Origin of the sequence: Candidatus Poriferisocius sp. (genome assembly GCF_965219775.1) — a bacterium.
Taxonomy (GTDB): domain Bacteria; phylum Actinomycetota; class Acidimicrobiia; order Acidimicrobiales; family Bin134; genus Poriferisocius.
On sequence record NZ_OZ244793.1, the window covers coordinates 3,181,306 to 3,197,581 of the forward strand.

The 16,276-nt window shown below is 70.6% G+C and carries 14 protein-coding genes; 10 read left to right on the plus strand and 4 right to left on the minus strand.

Features of this window, described 5'->3' with window-relative positions; translation table 11 throughout:
• Nucleotides 1–5: 5 nt before the first annotated feature.
• The 3 genes from ACOQPQ_RS14405 to cysS all read right to left on the minus strand — a co-directional run bounded on the left by ACOQPQ_RS14405 (nucleotide 6) and on the right by cysS (nucleotide 4,664).
• Nucleotides 6–2,198, minus strand: a complete 2,193-nt coding sequence (locus ACOQPQ_RS14405) for a prolyl oligopeptidase family serine peptidase (RefSeq protein WP_420640102.1) — start codon at nucleotides 2,196–2,198, stop codon at nucleotides 6–8.
• 31 nt (nucleotides 2,199–2,229) lie between these two features.
• Nucleotides 2,230–3,177: an aminoglycoside phosphotransferase family protein gene (locus tag ACOQPQ_RS14410; protein ID WP_420640103.1), complete on the minus strand. Its 948-nt coding sequence runs from the start codon at nucleotides 3,175–3,177 to the stop codon at nucleotides 2,230–2,232.
• A 104-nt stretch (nucleotides 3,178–3,281) separates the two neighbouring features.
• Nucleotides 3,282–4,664 (minus strand): cysteine--tRNA ligase, encoded by a 1,383-nt coding sequence (gene cysS / locus ACOQPQ_RS14415; protein WP_420640104.1) that lies wholly within the window; start codon nucleotides 4,662–4,664, stop codon nucleotides 3,282–3,284.
• A gap of 121 nt (nucleotides 4,665–4,785) precedes the next feature.
• Between cysS and ACOQPQ_RS14420 the strand changes: the two genes are divergently transcribed.
• The 10 genes from ACOQPQ_RS14420 to ACOQPQ_RS14465 all read left to right on the plus strand — a co-directional run bounded on the left by ACOQPQ_RS14420 (nucleotide 4,786) and on the right by ACOQPQ_RS14465 (nucleotide 15,679).
• The gene (locus ACOQPQ_RS14420; RefSeq protein ID WP_420640105.1) at nucleotides 4,786–6,216 is read left to right on the plus strand and encodes an MFS transporter; all 1,431 of its coding nucleotides are present in this window, start codon (nucleotides 4,786–4,788) and stop codon (nucleotides 6,214–6,216) included.
• Nucleotides 6,217–6,325: 109 nt separating this feature from the next.
• Nucleotides 6,326–6,739 carry a VOC family protein gene (locus ACOQPQ_RS14425; protein WP_420640106.1) on the plus strand — a complete coding sequence of 138 codons (414 nt, stop codon included), beginning with the start codon at nucleotides 6,326–6,328 and terminating at the stop codon, nucleotides 6,737–6,739.
• Nucleotides 6,740–6,827: 88 nt separating this feature from the next.
• Nucleotides 6,828–9,095, plus strand: coding sequence for a xanthine dehydrogenase family protein molybdopterin-binding subunit (locus ACOQPQ_RS14430; RefSeq protein ID WP_420640107.1), 2,268 nt, complete (start codon nucleotides 6,828–6,830; stop codon nucleotides 9,093–9,095).
• Nucleotides 9,088–9,867: a lysophospholipid acyltransferase family protein gene (locus tag ACOQPQ_RS14435; RefSeq protein ID WP_420640108.1), complete on the plus strand. Its 780-nt coding sequence runs from the start codon at nucleotides 9,088–9,090 to the stop codon at nucleotides 9,865–9,867. Before ACOQPQ_RS14430 ends, ACOQPQ_RS14435 begins: the two co-directional genes overlap by 8 nt.
• Before the next feature lie 70 nt (nucleotides 9,868–9,937).
• Nucleotides 9,938–10,726 (plus strand): hypothetical protein, encoded by a 789-nt coding sequence (locus ACOQPQ_RS14440; RefSeq protein ID WP_420640109.1) that lies wholly within the window; start codon nucleotides 9,938–9,940, stop codon nucleotides 10,724–10,726.
• A gap of 115 nt (nucleotides 10,727–10,841) precedes the next feature.
• Nucleotides 10,842–11,987, plus strand: a complete 1,146-nt coding sequence (locus ACOQPQ_RS14445) for a serine hydrolase (protein WP_420640110.1) — start codon at nucleotides 10,842–10,844, stop codon at nucleotides 11,985–11,987.
• Nucleotides 11,988–12,060: 73 nt separating this feature from the next.
• Nucleotides 12,061–12,888: an SDR family NAD(P)-dependent oxidoreductase gene (locus tag ACOQPQ_RS14450; RefSeq protein WP_420640111.1), complete on the plus strand. Its 828-nt coding sequence runs from the start codon at nucleotides 12,061–12,063 to the stop codon at nucleotides 12,886–12,888.
• 32 nt (nucleotides 12,889–12,920) lie between these two features.
• Nucleotides 12,921–13,991 (plus strand): polysaccharide deacetylase family protein, encoded by a 1,071-nt coding sequence (locus tag ACOQPQ_RS14455; protein ID WP_420640112.1) that lies wholly within the window; start codon nucleotides 12,921–12,923, stop codon nucleotides 13,989–13,991.
• 75 nt (nucleotides 13,992–14,066) lie between these two features.
• The gene (locus tag ACOQPQ_RS14460) at nucleotides 14,067–15,266 is read left to right on the plus strand and encodes a thiolase family protein (protein WP_420640113.1); all 1,200 of its coding nucleotides are present in this window, start codon (nucleotides 14,067–14,069) and stop codon (nucleotides 15,264–15,266) included.
• Nucleotides 15,266–15,679: a Zn-ribbon domain-containing OB-fold protein gene (locus ACOQPQ_RS14465; RefSeq protein WP_420640114.1), complete on the plus strand. Its 414-nt coding sequence runs from the start codon at nucleotides 15,266–15,268 to the stop codon at nucleotides 15,677–15,679. Before ACOQPQ_RS14460 ends, ACOQPQ_RS14465 begins: the two co-directional genes overlap by 1 nt.
• Nucleotides 15,680–15,718: 39 nt before the next feature.
• Here ACOQPQ_RS14465 and ACOQPQ_RS14470 read toward each other — a convergent pair whose 3' ends face one another.
• A complete protein-coding gene (locus ACOQPQ_RS14470) occupies nucleotides 15,719–16,162 on the minus strand; it encodes a nuclear transport factor 2 family protein (protein ID WP_420640115.1) in 444 nt (147 codons plus the stop codon).
• Nucleotides 16,163–16,276 lie beyond the last annotated feature (114 nt).

Here is a 16,276-nt window from a genome sequence, read left to right on the forward strand (position 1 = left end):
TGGGGTCAGTCTTGCCCGTTGAGCCCGAGCGAGTCGAAGAGGAAAGTCCGCTGGAGCACCAGCAGGTTCTCGGCCACCTCCTCCTGAGGGGTCATGTGGGTGACGCCGGGCAGTGGCAGCACCTGGTGGGGCCGGCCGGCGGCGAACAGCGCCTGGGAGAGCTGCAGGGTGTGAGCGGCGAACACGTTGTCGTCGGCCAATCCGCAGATGAGCAGCAGGGGTGGGGTGGGTCTCTCGGCGTTGGGCCGCTGCCGGCCGACCCGGTTCAGCAGGCTGGTGTGTCCGTAGGTCTCGGGTGAGCGGTCGGGGTGGCCCAGGTAGCGCTCGGTGTAGTGGGTGTCGTAGAGCCGCCAGTCGGTCACCGGGGCGCCCGCGATGGCGGCGTGGAACACGTCGGGACGCTCCAGCACGGCCAGGGCGGCCAGGTAGCCGCCGAACGACCAACCCCGGATGGCCACCCGACCGAGGTCCAGGCGGGGATGCCGGGAGGCCAGCCCCGCCAAGGCGTCGATCTGGTCCTCCAGCACCGGGGTGGCCAGGTCGCCCGCCACGGCGCGTTCCCAGGTCGGACCCCGGGCCGGGGTGCCCCGGCCGTCGGTGATGACCACCGCAAACCCCTGGTCGGCGAACCACTGGGATACCAGATACTGGCCCTGGGCCTTGGTCACCCGCTGGGCGTGGGGGCCGCCGTAGGGGTCGAGCAGCACCGGCAGCGGGGGACCGTCGGCGGCGGTCTCGCCCGAGGGATACAGCACCGCGGTGCGCAGGTGTCGCTCGCCGACCACGGCCAGGGTGGGGGTCGGGGCAAGAGGGGGTTGGTCGGCGTTGCTGGTGATGGGTCGACGGGCGTCGGAGGTGATGACGTCGACCTGCGTGCCGGGATGGCCGAGTGCGGCTCGGGCGACGACCACGGTGTTGCCGCCGGTCACCGCTCGGTGGACGCCGGGCTCGGTGGTGAGTCGCTCCCGCTCGCCGTCGGCGGTCACCCGCCACACGTGGGCCTCGGTGGGATCCTCGGTGGCGATGACCACCGCGTGGCCGCCCTGGTCGTCGGCCGACACCAGGCTGCGAACCTGGAGGCTCCCGGGGGTGACGGCCCGGCCGTCGATCACCAGCCGGCGGGCCGTTCCCCGGTCCTCGATGGTCACCAGGCGTTCGCCCATCCACGCCGGTGTGCCGTCCACCAACTCCACCCAGTGGGCGTCGCTCTGGCGGGCCACCTCGGTGGTGGCTCCCGTGTCGGGGTCGACGTCCAGCACCAGCACGGTGCGCTGGTCTCGGCTCTGCACGACGATGGTCGGTCGGTCTCGGGGGGCCCACGAGGCCCGAGCCAGATACTCGTAGCCCCGGTGGTCCCACACCACCTCCACCCGCCGACCGTCGAGGCCGACCACGGCCAGGGACACCTCGGCGTTGGCCGCGCCGGCCGCCGGATAGGCCATCGGCGTCGGCGGGGCGGACGGATCAGCCGGAGAGGGGATGTACCAGGTGGGCACCGCTGCGGTGTCCACCCGGGCCACCAGCAGACGCGAGCTGTCGGGCGACCACCAGAACCCCCGGCTGCGACCCATTTCCTCGGCGGCGACGAACTCGGCGGTGCCCCAACTGACCGAACCGCCCGGTTGGTCGTCGTCGGGTTGGTCGTCGTCGGGTTGGCTGGCGCCCGGCTCCTCGATTACGAGCTGGTCACGAGGGCGTTCGGTCCTGGCGTGGCGGACCACCCGGAGGGAAGCGCCCGCCACGTAGGCCACCGCGGTGCCGTCCGGGCTGGGACGGGGGTCGAAGCCTCCCGGCACGGCGGGCAGTTCATGGACCTGATCGTTCGTGCCATCCGGGGAGTCGCCCGGTCGGGCCAGGAACACCCGGCCGTCCAGGGTGAAGGCCAAGTGATCCAGGTTGGCGTCGGCCGCGTAGCTCACGATGCCGCCGCCGCTCTCCCGGGCCCGCTCCCGACGGGCCCGCTCGGCGGGGGGCAGGTTCTCCTCGGCCGGATCAACCAGAAGCTGCGCCGGATCGACCAGCAGCCGTTCCTCTCCGGTGTCGGTGTTGAGCAGCCACAGCCGGTTGACCGGGTCGTCACCGGCGAGGCTGCGCAGAAAGGCCACCCGGCGGCCATCGGCGGACACGGCGAAGCTGCGGGGCGTTCCCAGGGTGAAGCCCCGGGTGCGGGCGTGGTGGCGGGGATAGGTCTCGGTCACGGGCCGGAGCGGGGGTGGAGGGCGGCCCCGGTCACAGGGCACCGAAGGTGTCGAGGTCGTCGGCGGCGACGCAGGCGCGGGCCAACAGCGCTTGCGAGGTGGCTGCGGGCATCATCACCCCCACGGCGGTGGTCACCAACATGGCTTCGACGGCGTAGGCCACGTGGCGACGATAGGCCAACCAGGCCTCCTCCGACGCCGGGCCTTCGGGGCCGAGCCGGACCAGATAGTCGGCCAGCAGGTCCTGTTCGGCGGAACGGCGGTCTTCGGGGGCCAGCGAGGTGGCCAGCAGATAGGCCACGTCGCGGGCCCACGGACCGGCCCGGCAGAGCTGCCAGTCGATGAGACCGGGGCGGCCGTCGGCGGTCACGAACTGGTTGCCGGGGTGGCAGTCGTTGTGGATGAGGGTGGCCGGCCCGGCCCCCATGGCGGCGTGGGCCGCCCGTCGTCGGCGGGCATAGCGGGCGATGGCGGGGCGCAGCGAGGGCGGCACCGCATCGGCGGCCCGGCGCAACCCCAGGCGGCACAGGGTTGGGCTGAGCAGCGTCCCCAGCAGGAGTTCCCGGCGGGGGTTGCGGGCCAGCCACCGGTGGGAGCCGGTGCGACCCCACCACCGACGGTGCATGTCGGCCAGTTCCCCGAGCAGCGCCTGGGCCTCGTCGGGGGTGATGGCGTCGGTGGACGACCGCAGGGTGGCGCCGGTGTCCACCAGGTCGTCCAGCACCACCGTGAAGCCCCACCGGCGGTGTCGGGCGCCGCGGCAGGTGGGGGTGGCCACCGGCACCTGGGGTTGCAGCTCGGTGTAGAAGGCCACTTCGGCGTGGCTCAGTCGGGGCACGGCCACAAACGCCCGGGCCGCGAACGAGCGCGACGGCCGCTTGATGAACACCGCCAGGGTGTTCCCGTCGGCCAGCCCGAGCCGAGCCCGGGTGCGGCGGGTGGTGCCCGACCGGTCCTCGATCACCTCCACCGATGACACCGGTCGCCCGAGCAGCTCGCCGAGCGCCGGAGGGTCCAGGGCTCGACCACACCATCGGCGGGAGCCCCGTGGCTTCGAGCGGGCACCGGCGTCAAGCGGCAGGCTCAGGCCCTCCTCCAAACGGTGCCGCCCGCGGTGTCCTCCAGGATGATCCCTTGGTCGGCCAGTTGGTCGCGGATGCGGTCGGCGGCGGCAAAGTCCCGGGCCTTGCGGGCCTCGTCCCGCTGGGCCAGCAGCGCTTCCACCGATTCGGCCAGGGCGTCGTCGCCGGGCGCAGGGCCGACGGGCAGGGCCAGGCCCAGCGCGTCGGTCAACTCGCCTACGGCCGCGTGGGCGGTGGCCGCCCGGTCGGCATCGGCAGCGTCGAGGGCGGCGTTGGCCTCCCGGACCAGATCGAACACCACCGCCAGGGCCGCCGGGGTGCCGAAGTCGTGGTCCATGGCCTCGGTGAAGTTGACCACCGCCTCGGGGTCGGGTTCCGCGGCCGGATCCACACCGGCGGCGGTGGCCCGGCGCTGCCAGGCCCGGAGCCGGTCCAGCGCGGCGGTGGCCCCGGCCAGGGCGTCGTCGCTCAACTCCATCACCGTGCGGTAGTGGGTTTGGAGCATGAGCAGGCGCAGGGCCTGGGGGTCGCAGGCGTCCAGCAGATCGGACAGCGTGGTGAAGTTGCCCAGCGACTTGGCCATCTTCTCGCCGTTCACGTTGAGCATGGCGCCGTGGATCCAGTAGCGGGCGAAGCCCAACCCGGCCGCTTCGGCTTCGGCCACCTCGTTCTGGTGGTGGGGAAAAGCCAGGTCGTCGCCGCCCCCGTGGATGTCGAAGGGGTCGCCCAGCAGGTCGCCCGCCATGGCCACGCACTCGATGTGCCAGCCGGGGCGTCCCGGTCCCCATGGGGACTCCCACAACGGCTCGCCCGGCTTGGCCGCCTTCCACAGCGCGAAGTCGAGGGGGTCGGTCTTCTCGACGTCCACCTCCACCCGAGCGCCCGCGCCCTCCCGCAGCTCGTCGGGGGTGCGTCCGATGAGGTCGCCGTAGCGATCGTGGGCATCCACCGAGAAATAGACCCCCTTGCCGTCGATCACGTAGGCGGCTTCCCGATCGATGAGGTCGGCGATGAAGGCCAGCATGGGGTCGATGTAGGCGGTGGCGTGGGGGCGGTGGTCGGGGGGGGCGATGCCGAATCGGTCCATCTGCTCGACGTAGGCCCGCTCGTAGCGGGCGGCCAGTTCGGGCTCGGTGCTGCCGGTTTCGGCCGCCCGGGCGATGATCTTGTCGTCGATGTCGGTGATGTTGGACACGAACGTGACCTCGAAGCCCCGCCATTGCAGGTAGCGGCGGATCATGTCGAAGGTGAAGGCGGTGCGGGCGTGCCCCACGTGGGGCACGTCGTACACCGTGGGGCCGCACACGTACATCGACACCCGGCTGTCGTGCAACGGCTCGAACGGCACCACCTTGCGCCGTCGGGTGTCGTACAACGAGACCACACGCCGAGGCTAGTGCTGGGCTTCTGGCCGCTTGGCACCCAAATCCGGCCCGACGCGTGGCCGAGTGGGTGCGGGTGCGAGGGGCGCAAGCAGGGCAAGGTGCGGGGGTTACAGTCGTGCGGTGACTGGTGCGGGGACCGAGGACGCCGGCCGGACCCTTGATCCTGCCGACCCGGCGGTGATGCGCCGGGCGTGGCAGGTGCTGGTGGTGGTGAGCCTGGCCAGCTTTCAGACCGCCATGGCGCTCTCGATCATCTTCGTGGTCTTCGCCGATCTGCAGGACTCCTTCCCCGATGCCGGCAGTGCCGAGCTGTCGTGGGTGATCAACTCCTTCTCCATCGTGGGGGCCTCCACCCTGGTGCTGGGCGGGGTGTTGGGCGAACGGTGGGGGCGCCGCCGCACGCTGTTGGCCGGGATCGTGGTGTTCACCTCGGCGTCGGTCATGGCCGCGTTGGCGCCCAACCCCGGCGTGCTCATCGGGGCTCGGGCCCTCCAGGGCATCGGGGCGTCACTCAGCCTCCCGGCGGGGGCGGCCATCGTGATCGACGCCTTTCCGTTGTCCCGACGGGGAACCGGGGTGGGAACCTGGTCGGCCCTCGGGGCCGCAGCGGCGGCCATGGGTCCGTCGGTGGGCGCCCTCTTGGTGCATGCGGGCGACTGGCGATGGGCGTTCTGGTTGAACGTGCCGTTCGGGTTGATCGCCCTGGTGTTCATCGGCAGGGTGATCGATGAGCACCGCAGCGAGCAGCCCGCGGAGCTGCCCGATCCGCTGGGTGCGGTCATGCTGTTGGCCGGTGTTGGCGGGTTGGTGTTCGCCCTGGTGCAGAGTCGGGAGTGGACATGGGCCAGCCCGTGGGTGTTGGCCACGCTGGTCGCGGGATTGGGGGTGCTGGTGCTGCTGGCCCGGCGGTCGCGGCGGCATCGGTACCCGATCCTCGACCCCGACCTGTTCCGTTACCGGAGCTTCCGGTTGGGGAACCTCGGGATGCTGGTGTTCGCCATCAGCTTCTTCGGTCACCAACTGGTGGGGGTGGAGTACCTCACCCGGGTGTGGGACCTGACCGTCTTCCAGGCGGGGATGTTGCTGACCCCGGTGTTCGTCTTCACCGGGGTTCTGTCGGCGCTGTCGGGACGGTGGGCCGACCGGTGGGGCCCGTCGAAGTTCGTGTTCACCGGGAGTGTGCTGTGGACGGTGGGCATGGGGTGGCAGTGGCTCACGCTGAGCGAGGGCCGGGATGTGGGAATGTGGCTGCCCAGCGTGACCATGGCCGGGGTGGGGTCGGGATTGGTGTGGGGATCGTTGTTCGCGGTGATGGTGTCCGATCTCCCCAGCCACCACCTGTCATCGGGCTCCAGCGTGGCGCAGACCACGATGCGGATCGGGAACGCCTTCGGGGTGGCCATGGCGGTCACCATCATCGGCTCGTCCATTGGCTTGGCCCGGCTGGGCAACCTGGGGCCCAGCTTCATCATGCTGGCCGCGGGCGGGGCGATCACCGCTTGGGTCGGCCTGCGCTGCCGCCGCCATCCAACGCCTGTGGCCCCCCTCTGAACAACCGCCGGACCCACTCCACCCCAGGAGACCACAAAGCTCGGGGGCAGATCAGAGGGTGCGGGGCTGATCAGGGGGCACGAGGGTGCTGCCGACCTAAAGTGGGGGGATGAGCACGACCGCGACTGCTGTTGAGGGGCTGGTGGCCTACTCCCACGTGAACATCCTGGTGACCGACGTGGAGGCGGCCGACGACTTCTACATGGGAAAGCTGGGGCTGGAGAAGCTGCCCCGTCCCGATTTCGGCGACTTCCAGGGGTCCTGGCTTCGGCTGGGGCCCTCGCAGCTTCATCTGAGCAAGGTGGACAAGATGCCCGACATGGGCGGGGCCATGCCCCACATGGCCCTGTACGTTCCCCCCGACCGATTTGCCGAGACCATGGATGAGCTGGCCGAGCGAGGCGTGGAGTTCCTGATGGGGCCGTCGGAGCGGGTGGACTTCGGGGTTCGGGTGCAAACCGCCTTCTGCCGCGATCCCGACGGGAACGTCATCGAGTTCACCGACGTGGCTTTGTTCGACTAGGCCCGTCGTCGGGACGGGTCCACGGAGAGAACAGGGGTGGGGGGCTGAAGGTGCGGGCAGCGGGGCCACGCGGGCCGGGGGGCACCTCGTGAGTTCGATTCTCGGCCACTCGGTGCCCCGCCGCGAGGATCCCCGGCTGCTCACCGGCCAGGGCTCCTTTGTGGGCAACCTGATTCCGCCCGACGCCGCCCACGTGGTGTTCGTGACCGCCACCGAGCCCCACGCCCGGTTGACGGCCGTGTGCACCGAGGCGGCGTCGGCTGCGCCCGGCGTGCTGGGGGTGTTCACCGCCGCCGATGTCGATCCCGGCGTGCTGGTGTACCCGACGCCGTTTCCGGGCATGAACGAGCAGATGACCCGCACCATTTTGGCGTCGGATCGCCTCCGCTACGTGGGCGAGCCGGTGGCCGCGGTGGTGGCCGACCACCCGGTGCAGGCCCGAGACGCCGCCGATCTGGTCGAAGTGGAGACCGAGCTGCTGACCCCGCTGGTGGACATGGAGGCGTCGCTGCGGGGCGAGGTGGCGTTGTTCGACGACATCGACGATCACCTCGTCTTCCGGTGCGCCACCGGCCAGGCCCCCGACTTCGACCGCTGCGAGGTGGTGGTGCGGGCCCGGACTCTGAACCCCCGCCTGGCGGCGGCCCCGCTGGAGCCCCGGGTGGGATTCTCCGCCTGGGAGGGGCCCCGACTCATCCACCACACCGCCAGTCAGGGCAGCCACAACGTGAAGGCCGCGCTGATGCGCATCTACGGCCTGGATCCCGAGGAGGTGCTGGTGGTGACCCCCGATGTGGGGGGCAGCTTCGGGGCCAAGTACCGCTGCTACCCCGAGGAATCGCTGCTGCCCTGGTTGGCCCGACGGTTGGGGCGCCCGTGCGCCTGGGCCGAGACCCGCACCGAGTCGATGACCGGCCTGGGCACGGGTCGGGGCCAGATCCAGGACGTGACCATCGGCGGGAACCGGGACGGGCGTATCACCGCCTACCAGCTCGACGTGATCCAGGACAGCGGCGCTTATCCCCTCATCGCCGGGTTCCTGCCCCGCATGACCATGGCCATGTTCACCGGCACCTACGACATCGCCGAGGCCGGCTTCACTGGGGTGTCGGTTCCCACCTCCACCACCCCCAACGGGGCGTTCCGGGGCGCCGGGCGCCCCGAGGCCACCGCCGCCATCGAGCGGGCGGTGGACCTGATGGCCGCCGAGATCGACATGGACCCCGCCGAGATCCGACGCCGCAACTTCATCCCGGCGACCGCCTTTCCCCATGAGGCGCCCTCGGGGGTGTGCTACGACTCCGGCGACTACCACCGGGCCCTGGACTTGGCCTTGACCGCGGCCGACTACGACCGGTTGCGGGCCGAACAGGCCACCCGGCGGGCCGCCGGGGACCCCCGGCTGTTGGGGATCGGGTTGGCCTCCTACGTGGAGGTGACCGCCACCACCGGGGCCGGGGACTTCGCCTCGGTGGAGCTGCAGCCCGACGGCACGGTGCGGGCGGTCACCAGCTCCACCCCGCACGGTCAGGGCCACGAGACGGTGTGGCCCATGGTGGTGGCCGACACCCTGGGTGTCCACCTGCACCGGGTGGACGCGGTGGGGGGCCACACTGATCTGACCCCCCGAGGACAGGTGACCGGCGGGTCGCGGTCGGCCCAGATCGTGGGATCCATGCTGGTGGACGCCTCGCAGCGCCTCATCGACCGGGTCATCCCGGTGGCGGCGGGGCTGTTGGAGGCATCCTCGGCCGATGTGGTCCACGACCCCGGTGCCGAGCCCGGTACCGGGCGCTTCCACGTGGCCGGCACGCCGGCGGTCAGCGTCGCCTGGAACGAGGTGGCCGCGGCCCTGGGGGAGTCGGTGACGGTGGTCTCGGAGTACGAGTCGGGGGGACAGACATTTCCCTTCGGGACCCACGTGGCCGTGGTGGAGGTGGACGTCGAGACCGGTGGCGTGGAGTTGCTGCGGCTGGTGGCGGTGGACGACGCCGGGGTGGTGCTGCATCCTCTGATATTCGAGGGCCAGATCCACGGCGGTCTGGCCGGTGGGGTGGCCCACGCCCTGCTGGAGGAGGTCCGCTACGACGACAACGCCATTCCGCTCACCACCACCCTTGCCGACTACCTCGCCATCACCGCGGCAGAGCTGCCCAGCTTCGAGTTGGTGCGGTCGGAGACCCCCACCGACCGCAACCTGCTCGGTGCCAAGGGGGTTGGCGAGGCCGGGGCCGTCGGATCCACGGCCGCCGTGCAGAACGCGGTGATCGACGCCTTGGCCCCGTTCGGCATTCGCCACCTGGACATGCCGCTGACCCCCGAACGCATTTGGCGGGCGGTACGCGACCATGGCTGAGCCGCCGACCCAGACCGCCCCGGAGTCGGCGGGGGCCAACGCCGACACCGCACTGTTCCAGTTGGAACAACGGGTGGTGGCCGTGTGGGCCACTCGGCGAGCCCGCGTGCTCTATCGAGCGTTGCGGCTGCTGGTCCGGCTGCTGGGCCGCACGTATCTGCGGACCCGGGTGGTGGGAGCGGCGCGGCTGCGGCAACCGGGAGCGTTCATCATCGCCCCGGTCCACCGGTCGAACCTGGATGCACCGTTGGTCAACGGCCTGTGCCCCGGCCCGGTGCGGTCGCTGGCCAAAAGGGAGATGTTCGCCGGATCGGTCGGCACCTGGGTGAGCGCCATGCTGGGTTGCTATCCGGTTCAACGGGGGATGAGCGACCGCCGTTCCCTGCAGGCCGCAGTGGACGTGATCAGCCGCGGCCGGCCGATGCTGGTGTTTCCCGAGGGCACCCGGCAATCGGGTCACCGGGTGGGGGAGATCTTCGGGGGCACGGCGTTTCTGGCCGCCCACGCCGGTGTACCCATCGTCCCGGTGGGCATCGCCGGCACCGAAGAGGCCATGGCCCCCGGCGCCCGCTTCATTCGACCAGGACCGGTGACCATCGTGGTCGGCGAGCCCCTGGCACCCCCGGCCACCCAGGGTCGGGCGTCGTCGGATGCCCGGCGCCGATTCACCGCCGAGCTGCACCAGGCCATGCAACAGGCCATGGACCAGGCGGTGGAACTGGCCCAACGCCGCCGGCAACGCCTCCGTTTGAGGCGGGCAGGGCGACCCTGACCGGTCCCGGCACCGGGGGTTCCACCGAGAGCAGCCGGCGCTGTGTGCGACAATGACCGGCGTGGTCGAGGTGGCTGCAGTTGAGGTGGTCCGGGGTGCCGCCCTGGCGGCCTCTGCGACGTATCCGGTTGCCACCGTGGAGGTGACCGGGGACTACTCCGCCCGGCTGGTGAGCCCTCAGGGGGCCTCGCTGTGGCTGGTGGCCGCCGATCTCGGCCAAGGCACCGTGCTGGGTTGGGATGAACACCACGGCGATGAGGCGGTGTACGTGCGCCGTGGCGAGTTGGCGGTGAGTGGGACCACCGGCCCGAGAATCTGCCCGGCCGACGGGGCCATCGTGGTGGAGGCCGGTGTGCATGCTGTGGCCGTGGCCGGGCCGAACACCAGCATCGTGCACGTGGGGCCCACCGATCCGACCCCACCGACCGGCGGGTTGCGGGGTCCGGCCCGGGCCCGGGACCGGAGCGTACGGGTGGTCGGGCCGGGTGGGATGTGGGCCACGGTCAACGACCACCAGCGCACCCGATTCTTCTCCGACGCCTCCGATCCCACCAACCGCCTGTGGCTGCTGGCCACCGAGCGGTTCGGGCGATTCGAGTCGTCGGCCCACAGTCATTCTCAAGACGAACTCATCCACGTGCTGCGGGGTGAGATTCGTATCGGTCGCAGGAGGGTGGGAGTGGGCGACACCCTTTGGGTGGCGTCCGATCGCCGTTACCGGTTGGTGAGCGGGGAAGAGGGCATGTGTTTCCTCAACTACCGACGAGACGCATCGATGATGACATCGCCCACCTACGACGAACCGCTGCTGGAGGCGGGCGAGAGCACCGGCATGGCCATGGTGGGTGACTGCCGCTGAAGGGGTTCGCGGATCGGCCATGATGGCCGGAGTGCCGACCGCAAACGACCGACGCCGATGGCCTTGGGTATGCCCTGCCGTGGCGTGTTTCGCCCGCCGTTTGGGGGGTGCTTTGGTGGTGGTTGCCGGTCTGGTGGCGGTGGCGACGGCCTGCGGGGGAGGAACCGAGGTGACGCTGGTGGTGCAGCCGGCGCCTGTACCGGCGACCCCGGAAACGTCCGATTCCGTTCAGGACTCGACCCCTTCGTCGGAGCCCACAGTCGAAGCGGCTTCGACCGGTCCGCCCTCGACCCCGGTGGGTTCGGATGCCCCGGCCGACCCCACTGCCCAACCCCCAGCCGATGCCTCTCCCGATGCCGTGACGGTGGACCTGCCCGAGAACATCGGCGACCTGCTGGCCCAGGAGTTCGAGCACCTGGCCGAGGTGTCGGCAACCTGGAACCCCGACGCCCACGTGTCGATGGCCGTGATGCTGCCCGACGGGTCGCAGTACGGCTACCGGGCCGATGCCTCGATGATCTCGGCCAGCGCGGTCAAGCCGCTGTGGGTGGCCGCCGCGCTGGACCGCGCCGGGGTGGGGGCGGTGACCCCCTTTGCCCGAGACGCGTTGGTGCTCTCCGACAACAACGCCGCCGGGCGGGTGATCGACCTGGCCGGGGGGGTGGACGCGGTGAACACCTGGACGTGGGAGACCGCGGGGCTCTCGGATACCCGCCTGGAGGCATGGCGTTTCGAGGACCCCAGCCGGGTGGCCGAGGATTTCCGGCCTCAGGCCCCGCTGGGCAACCGCACCACCACCACCGACCTGGCCCGCTTCTACGCCCGGCTCCGCCAGGGCGAGCTGCTGGCAACCGACCAAGCGGAGATCCTCGAAGAGTGGCTGCGGGACACGTCTCGGGCGCTGATCTCTCCCCTCGACCTCGATGGGGCCCTCTTGGACCGCCTGCCCGCCGCGGTGGCGGATTCCGCCTGGCACAAGGCCGGGTGGCTCCAGCCGTTTTGCTGCGCACAGGACTACCGGCAGGTGATCGACGCCGGGCTGGCGGCGTTGCCCGAGGGCGGGTGGATGGCCCTGGCCGTGGCCACGGCCCACGGCGAGCACTACGACCTGTCGCTGCGATGGACGGCGCTGGCGGCGTGTCGGATCTACGCCCGGGTGGCCGATGACGCAGGCCTGGTGTGCGAGCGCGACGACGACGGTGTCCACAACCCCGACTTGTGGGCGGCACCGCCCTCGGCCTCGCCGACCCCTGACGGGTAGCCGGGCCGGTCTGGCCCGGCAAATCTGGCGTTGCCGCTCCCTTTGGAGGGCCGTCTCGTGCCAACATCTCCCCATGCAGGACTTTTCCGACAAGGTGGCGGTGATCACCGGAGCAGCCAGCGGGATCGGTGCGGGATTGGCCGCCGGATTCAGCGCGGAGGGTGCCAAGGTGGTGGCCGCCGACATCGACCTCGCCGGGGCCAAGGCCACCGCCGACGCCATCGGTGGCAACGCCGTGGCCATAGCGGTGGACGTGGCCGACCGGTCCTCGGTGGACGCGCTGGCCGATGCCGCCTGGGACGCCTTCGGCCAGGTGGATCTGCTGTTCAACAACGCCGGAGTGTTCCAGGCCGGCCTCATGTGGGAGCGCAGCCAGGCCGATTGGGACTGGGTGTTCGGGGTGAACGTCCACGGCATCATCAACGGCGTCACCGCCTTCGTGCCCCGAATGATCGCCCAGGACACCGAAGGCCACATCGTGAACACCGCGTCGGTGGCCGCCTATGTGGCCGGAGGTTTCTCCAGCCCCTACGTGGTGTCCAAGTGCGCGGCCTTCTCGCTCACCGAGTGCCTGGCCCTGGACCTGGCCGCGGTGGGAGCCAAGATCAACGCATCGGTGCTGACCCCCAGCGCCATCGACACGGCCATCGCTCACACCGCCCGGGTCCGGGGCGAGCGCTACGGCTCCGACGAGAGCGAGGACAACGCCTTCGTGGTGGACACCCTGGCCAAGTTGACGGCCACCGGCATCCCCCCTGCCGAGGTGGCGGCCCCGGTGATGGCGGGCATCCGGGCCGGTGATTTCCTGATTCCCACCAAGCCCAGCTACGCCAACCAACTCCGAGTCCGCTACGACGCCCTGCTGGAGCGCAAGATCCCGCCCACCGCCGCCGTCGACTAGCTGCACCGGGCGAAAGAGGCGGGGGCGGGCCGGTGTACCGGTGGGTGCTGGTGGGGATCACCGCGGCACTGTTGCTCGCCGGGTGTTCCAGCGGCGATCCGTCACCGCGGGCCGACGCGGCCCCGGTAACTCCGAGCTCAAATGGCTCGGATGAGCCGGATGCATCGCCTTCGTCGACCAAGACCCCCGGCGGCCGAGAGAGCTCTCGGCCGACCTCGGACGCCGATGTCGGCGAGCCCGCAAACCCCACGCCGGATCTCCTGGAGCGCAACCCGCCGGGGGCCGCGGACGACGGTCCGCCGCCGGGCGGTGCTGCTGGCGACCCCGACAACCTCGCCTTGTCGGACGACCCTCAGCCGAGCGAGGAACCGCCGCTTCCCGGCCCGGCGGGCGCCGACATCATGGGCAACGTCGATCCGGAGGACATCGAGGCCATCGTGGCTCTGCTCTTGGCATCAGTCCCCGACTTCGAGCAGTCGGAGCACCGCCTGCGAGACGAACTCAGAGACCAACTGGTGGACACCTCACCGGCCGTGCCGCCGGACGGGCCGGCCCCGATCATGTACTTCACCTTCGACGACGGCCCCCACCCGGTGTACACCGGCGAAGTGCTCGACGTGTTGGCCCGCTACGACGCCCGGGCCACTTTCTTCGTGCTGGGTTCCTACGCCGAGCGGTTTCCCGTCATCATCCAGCGGATCCTGGATGAGGGCCACACCATCGGCAACCACACCTGGAACCACGAGAGGTTGGGGGGGCTGCCCCGTGAGCAGTTCGACGACACCGTGGGCCGAACCCAGGCCCTCCTCGGCAACCGGGCCACCACCTGCTTACGCCCTCCCTACGCCTCGATGGACGAGCTCACCCGGGACTGGGCGGCCGAGCACGGCCTACGACTTGCCCTCTGGAATGTGGACCCGGAGGACTGGCGGGCCCCCCCGGCGTTGACCATTGCCCAGCACATCGTGGATCACGCCCGCGACGGGGCGATCATCCTGCTCCACGACGGCGGTACCGACCGCTCCCAAACCGTGCTCGGCTTGGATGTGGCCCTGGTTCACCTCTCCGAACGGGGCTACCGATTCGAATCCCAGTGTCGCTGACCGCGGGAGGAGGTCACGGGGCACCCCGAACGAGCCGAACAAGGGAGCCGCGCGACCCACCACTAAAGTGAAGCCATGGGCAAGAGAGCAGCAGCCATCGCGGGGCTCACCGAGTGGGCCCCCAAACGGGTGTGGGACGAGCCCATGTTCACCATGGAGGCGTGCGCCCGGCTGGCCGCCGAGGTACTGGCCGACGCCGAGGTGGACAAGGGCGAGGTGGACGGTCTCATCATCAACGGTCTGCGGGAATCACCGTTGTTCGCCCCCTCGGCGCTGGCCGAGTTCCTGGGCGTCCGCAGCAACTTCAACGAAGTGGTCGACCTGGGGGGCGCCACCCCGGCGGGCATGGTGTGGCGGGCGGCAGCCGCCATCGAAGTGGGGGTGTGCGAGACGGTGCTGGCCTTCACCCCGTCGGTGCCCGCCCCACCCGAGGCGGGGTCCAACGGGGGGCCGCGCAAGATGCAGATGGGGGCCTACCTGGGCGGTGACGTCTGGGGGTCGCCCCAGGGGCAATTCGAGATTCCCGCCGGGCTGGTGGCCGCCACCCCCAGCTTCGCCCTGGCCGCCAGCCGCTACATGGCCACCTACGGGGTGAGCGAGGAGACCCTGGCCAAGGTGGCGGTGGACTCCCGCTACAACGCCCAGGCCAACCCCATGGCCGTGTTCCACGGCAAGCCGATCACCATCGACGACGTGATGAACTCCCGCCGGGTGGCCGATCCGCTGAAGCTGCTGGAGATCGTGATGCCCTGCTATGGGGGTTCGGCGCTGTTGATCACGACCGCCGAGCGAGCCGCCCGAGGTCCCCACCGCCCGGTGTACGTGAGCGGTTACGGCGAGCACCTCACCCACAAGAGCATCACCTACGCCCCCGACATCATCGACACCCCCATCCGTCTGGCTGCCGACCGGGCGTTCGCCATGGCCGGGGTGTCCCGCCAGGCGGTGGACATGGCCTCCATGTACGACTGCTACACCATCACCGTGCTGTTGACCATCGAGGACGCCGGATTCTGCCCCAAGGGCCAGGGCGGTCGGTTCATCGAGGAGCACAGCCTGCGTTACGACGGCGACTGGCCGCTCAACACCCATGGGGGTCAGCTCGGCATGGGCCAGCCCGGACTGGGCGGCGGCATGAGCCACATCACCGAGGCGGTGCGCCAGGTGCAGGGCCGAGCGGGGGAGCGCCAGTTGCCCCGCTGCGACATCGCCTATGCCAACGGTACCGGGGGCATGTTGGCCGAACAGGTGGCCCTCATCTTGGAGGGGGCCTGATGGTGTACTTCTCCCCCGACGGCCGGCCGCTGCCCACCCCCACCCCGATCACCGCCCCTTACTTCGACGGCCTGCGCAACCGGCGCCTGATGCTCCAGCGGTGCCCCCGCCACGGCTACTTCTTCTACCCCCGGGGACGCTGCCCCCACTGCCTGGGCGACGACTGGGAATGGGGAGAGCTGAGCGGGCGGGGCACGGTGTACTCCTTCACGGTGGACCGGGCCGGCCACGACCCGGCGCTGGCCGGGCGCATCCCGTACGTCGTCGCCCTGGTCGACCTGGACGAGGGGCCCCGCCTGGTGGGCAACGTGGTGGACTGCGACGTCGACGCCGTTGCCGTGGGCATGGCGGTGGAGGCGGCCTACGAGGACGTGGGCGACGCCACCTTGCTGGGATTTCGTCCGGCGTCCTGAGCCCCGACCCGAGCCTGAATCAGGGGCGGTGGCGGCCCGTCAGGACTGGACGCACTCGGCCGGGCGGGTCTCGGTCCAGTCGATGTGGAGTTCCCGGCCGGCAAAGCGCCACCCCTCGGCCAGTCTCACGAACTCGTCCTGGTAGCGGATGAACATGATGAAGTCGGTGGACGGTGAACCGTCTTCGGGCACCGTCAGGTGATGGGCGATGCAGTAGGTCTCCCCGCTGGCGGTGTCGCCGGTGATGTCGATCTGTTGCTGACCCAGGAAATGAAAGGTGGAGTGGTAGGGCATCCGGGAAATGGCCTGGGTGATCTCGTCGCGGCCCGTTCGTTCACCCAGCAGGCTGCCCCCGGAGGGCAGATCGATGCGGCGCAGCACCCCGTCGGGGGCGAAGCAGGCGGCCACCCCTGCGGGATCCTTGCGATCCACACAGCGGGCGTAGGTCGCCACCAGGTCGGCCAGTTCCAGGCGATCAGTCACCTCCCTACCTTGCCACGACGCGGCGTCAGTGGGGAACTCCCTGGCGGCTGTGCCAAAAGCCGGGAGGCAAACTTGGAGGCTTCTTCTTCCCGTTGGTTCGGGCCTGGTGGATAA

Excerpts from the sequence above, each read along its gene's own strand:
- ACOQPQ_RS14425 (WP_420640106.1), top strand. The coding sequence starts at position 6,326 with ATGAGCACGACCGCGACTGCTGTTGAGGGGCTGGTGGCCTACTCCCAC.
- ACOQPQ_RS14435 (WP_420640108.1), top strand. The coding sequence starts at position 9,088 with ATGGCTGAGCCGCCGACCCAGACCGCCCCGGAGTCGGCGGGGGCCAAC.
- ACOQPQ_RS14450 (WP_420640111.1), top strand. The coding sequence starts at position 12,061 with ATGCAGGACTTTTCCGACAAGGTGGCGGTGATCACCGGAGCAGCCAGC.
- ACOQPQ_RS14460 (WP_420640113.1), top strand. The coding sequence starts at position 14,067 with ATGGGCAAGAGAGCAGCAGCCATCGCGGGGCTCACCGAGTGGGCCCCC.
- ACOQPQ_RS14465 (WP_420640114.1), top strand. The coding sequence starts at position 15,266 with ATGGTGTACTTCTCCCCCGACGGCCGGCCGCTGCCCACCCCCACCCCG.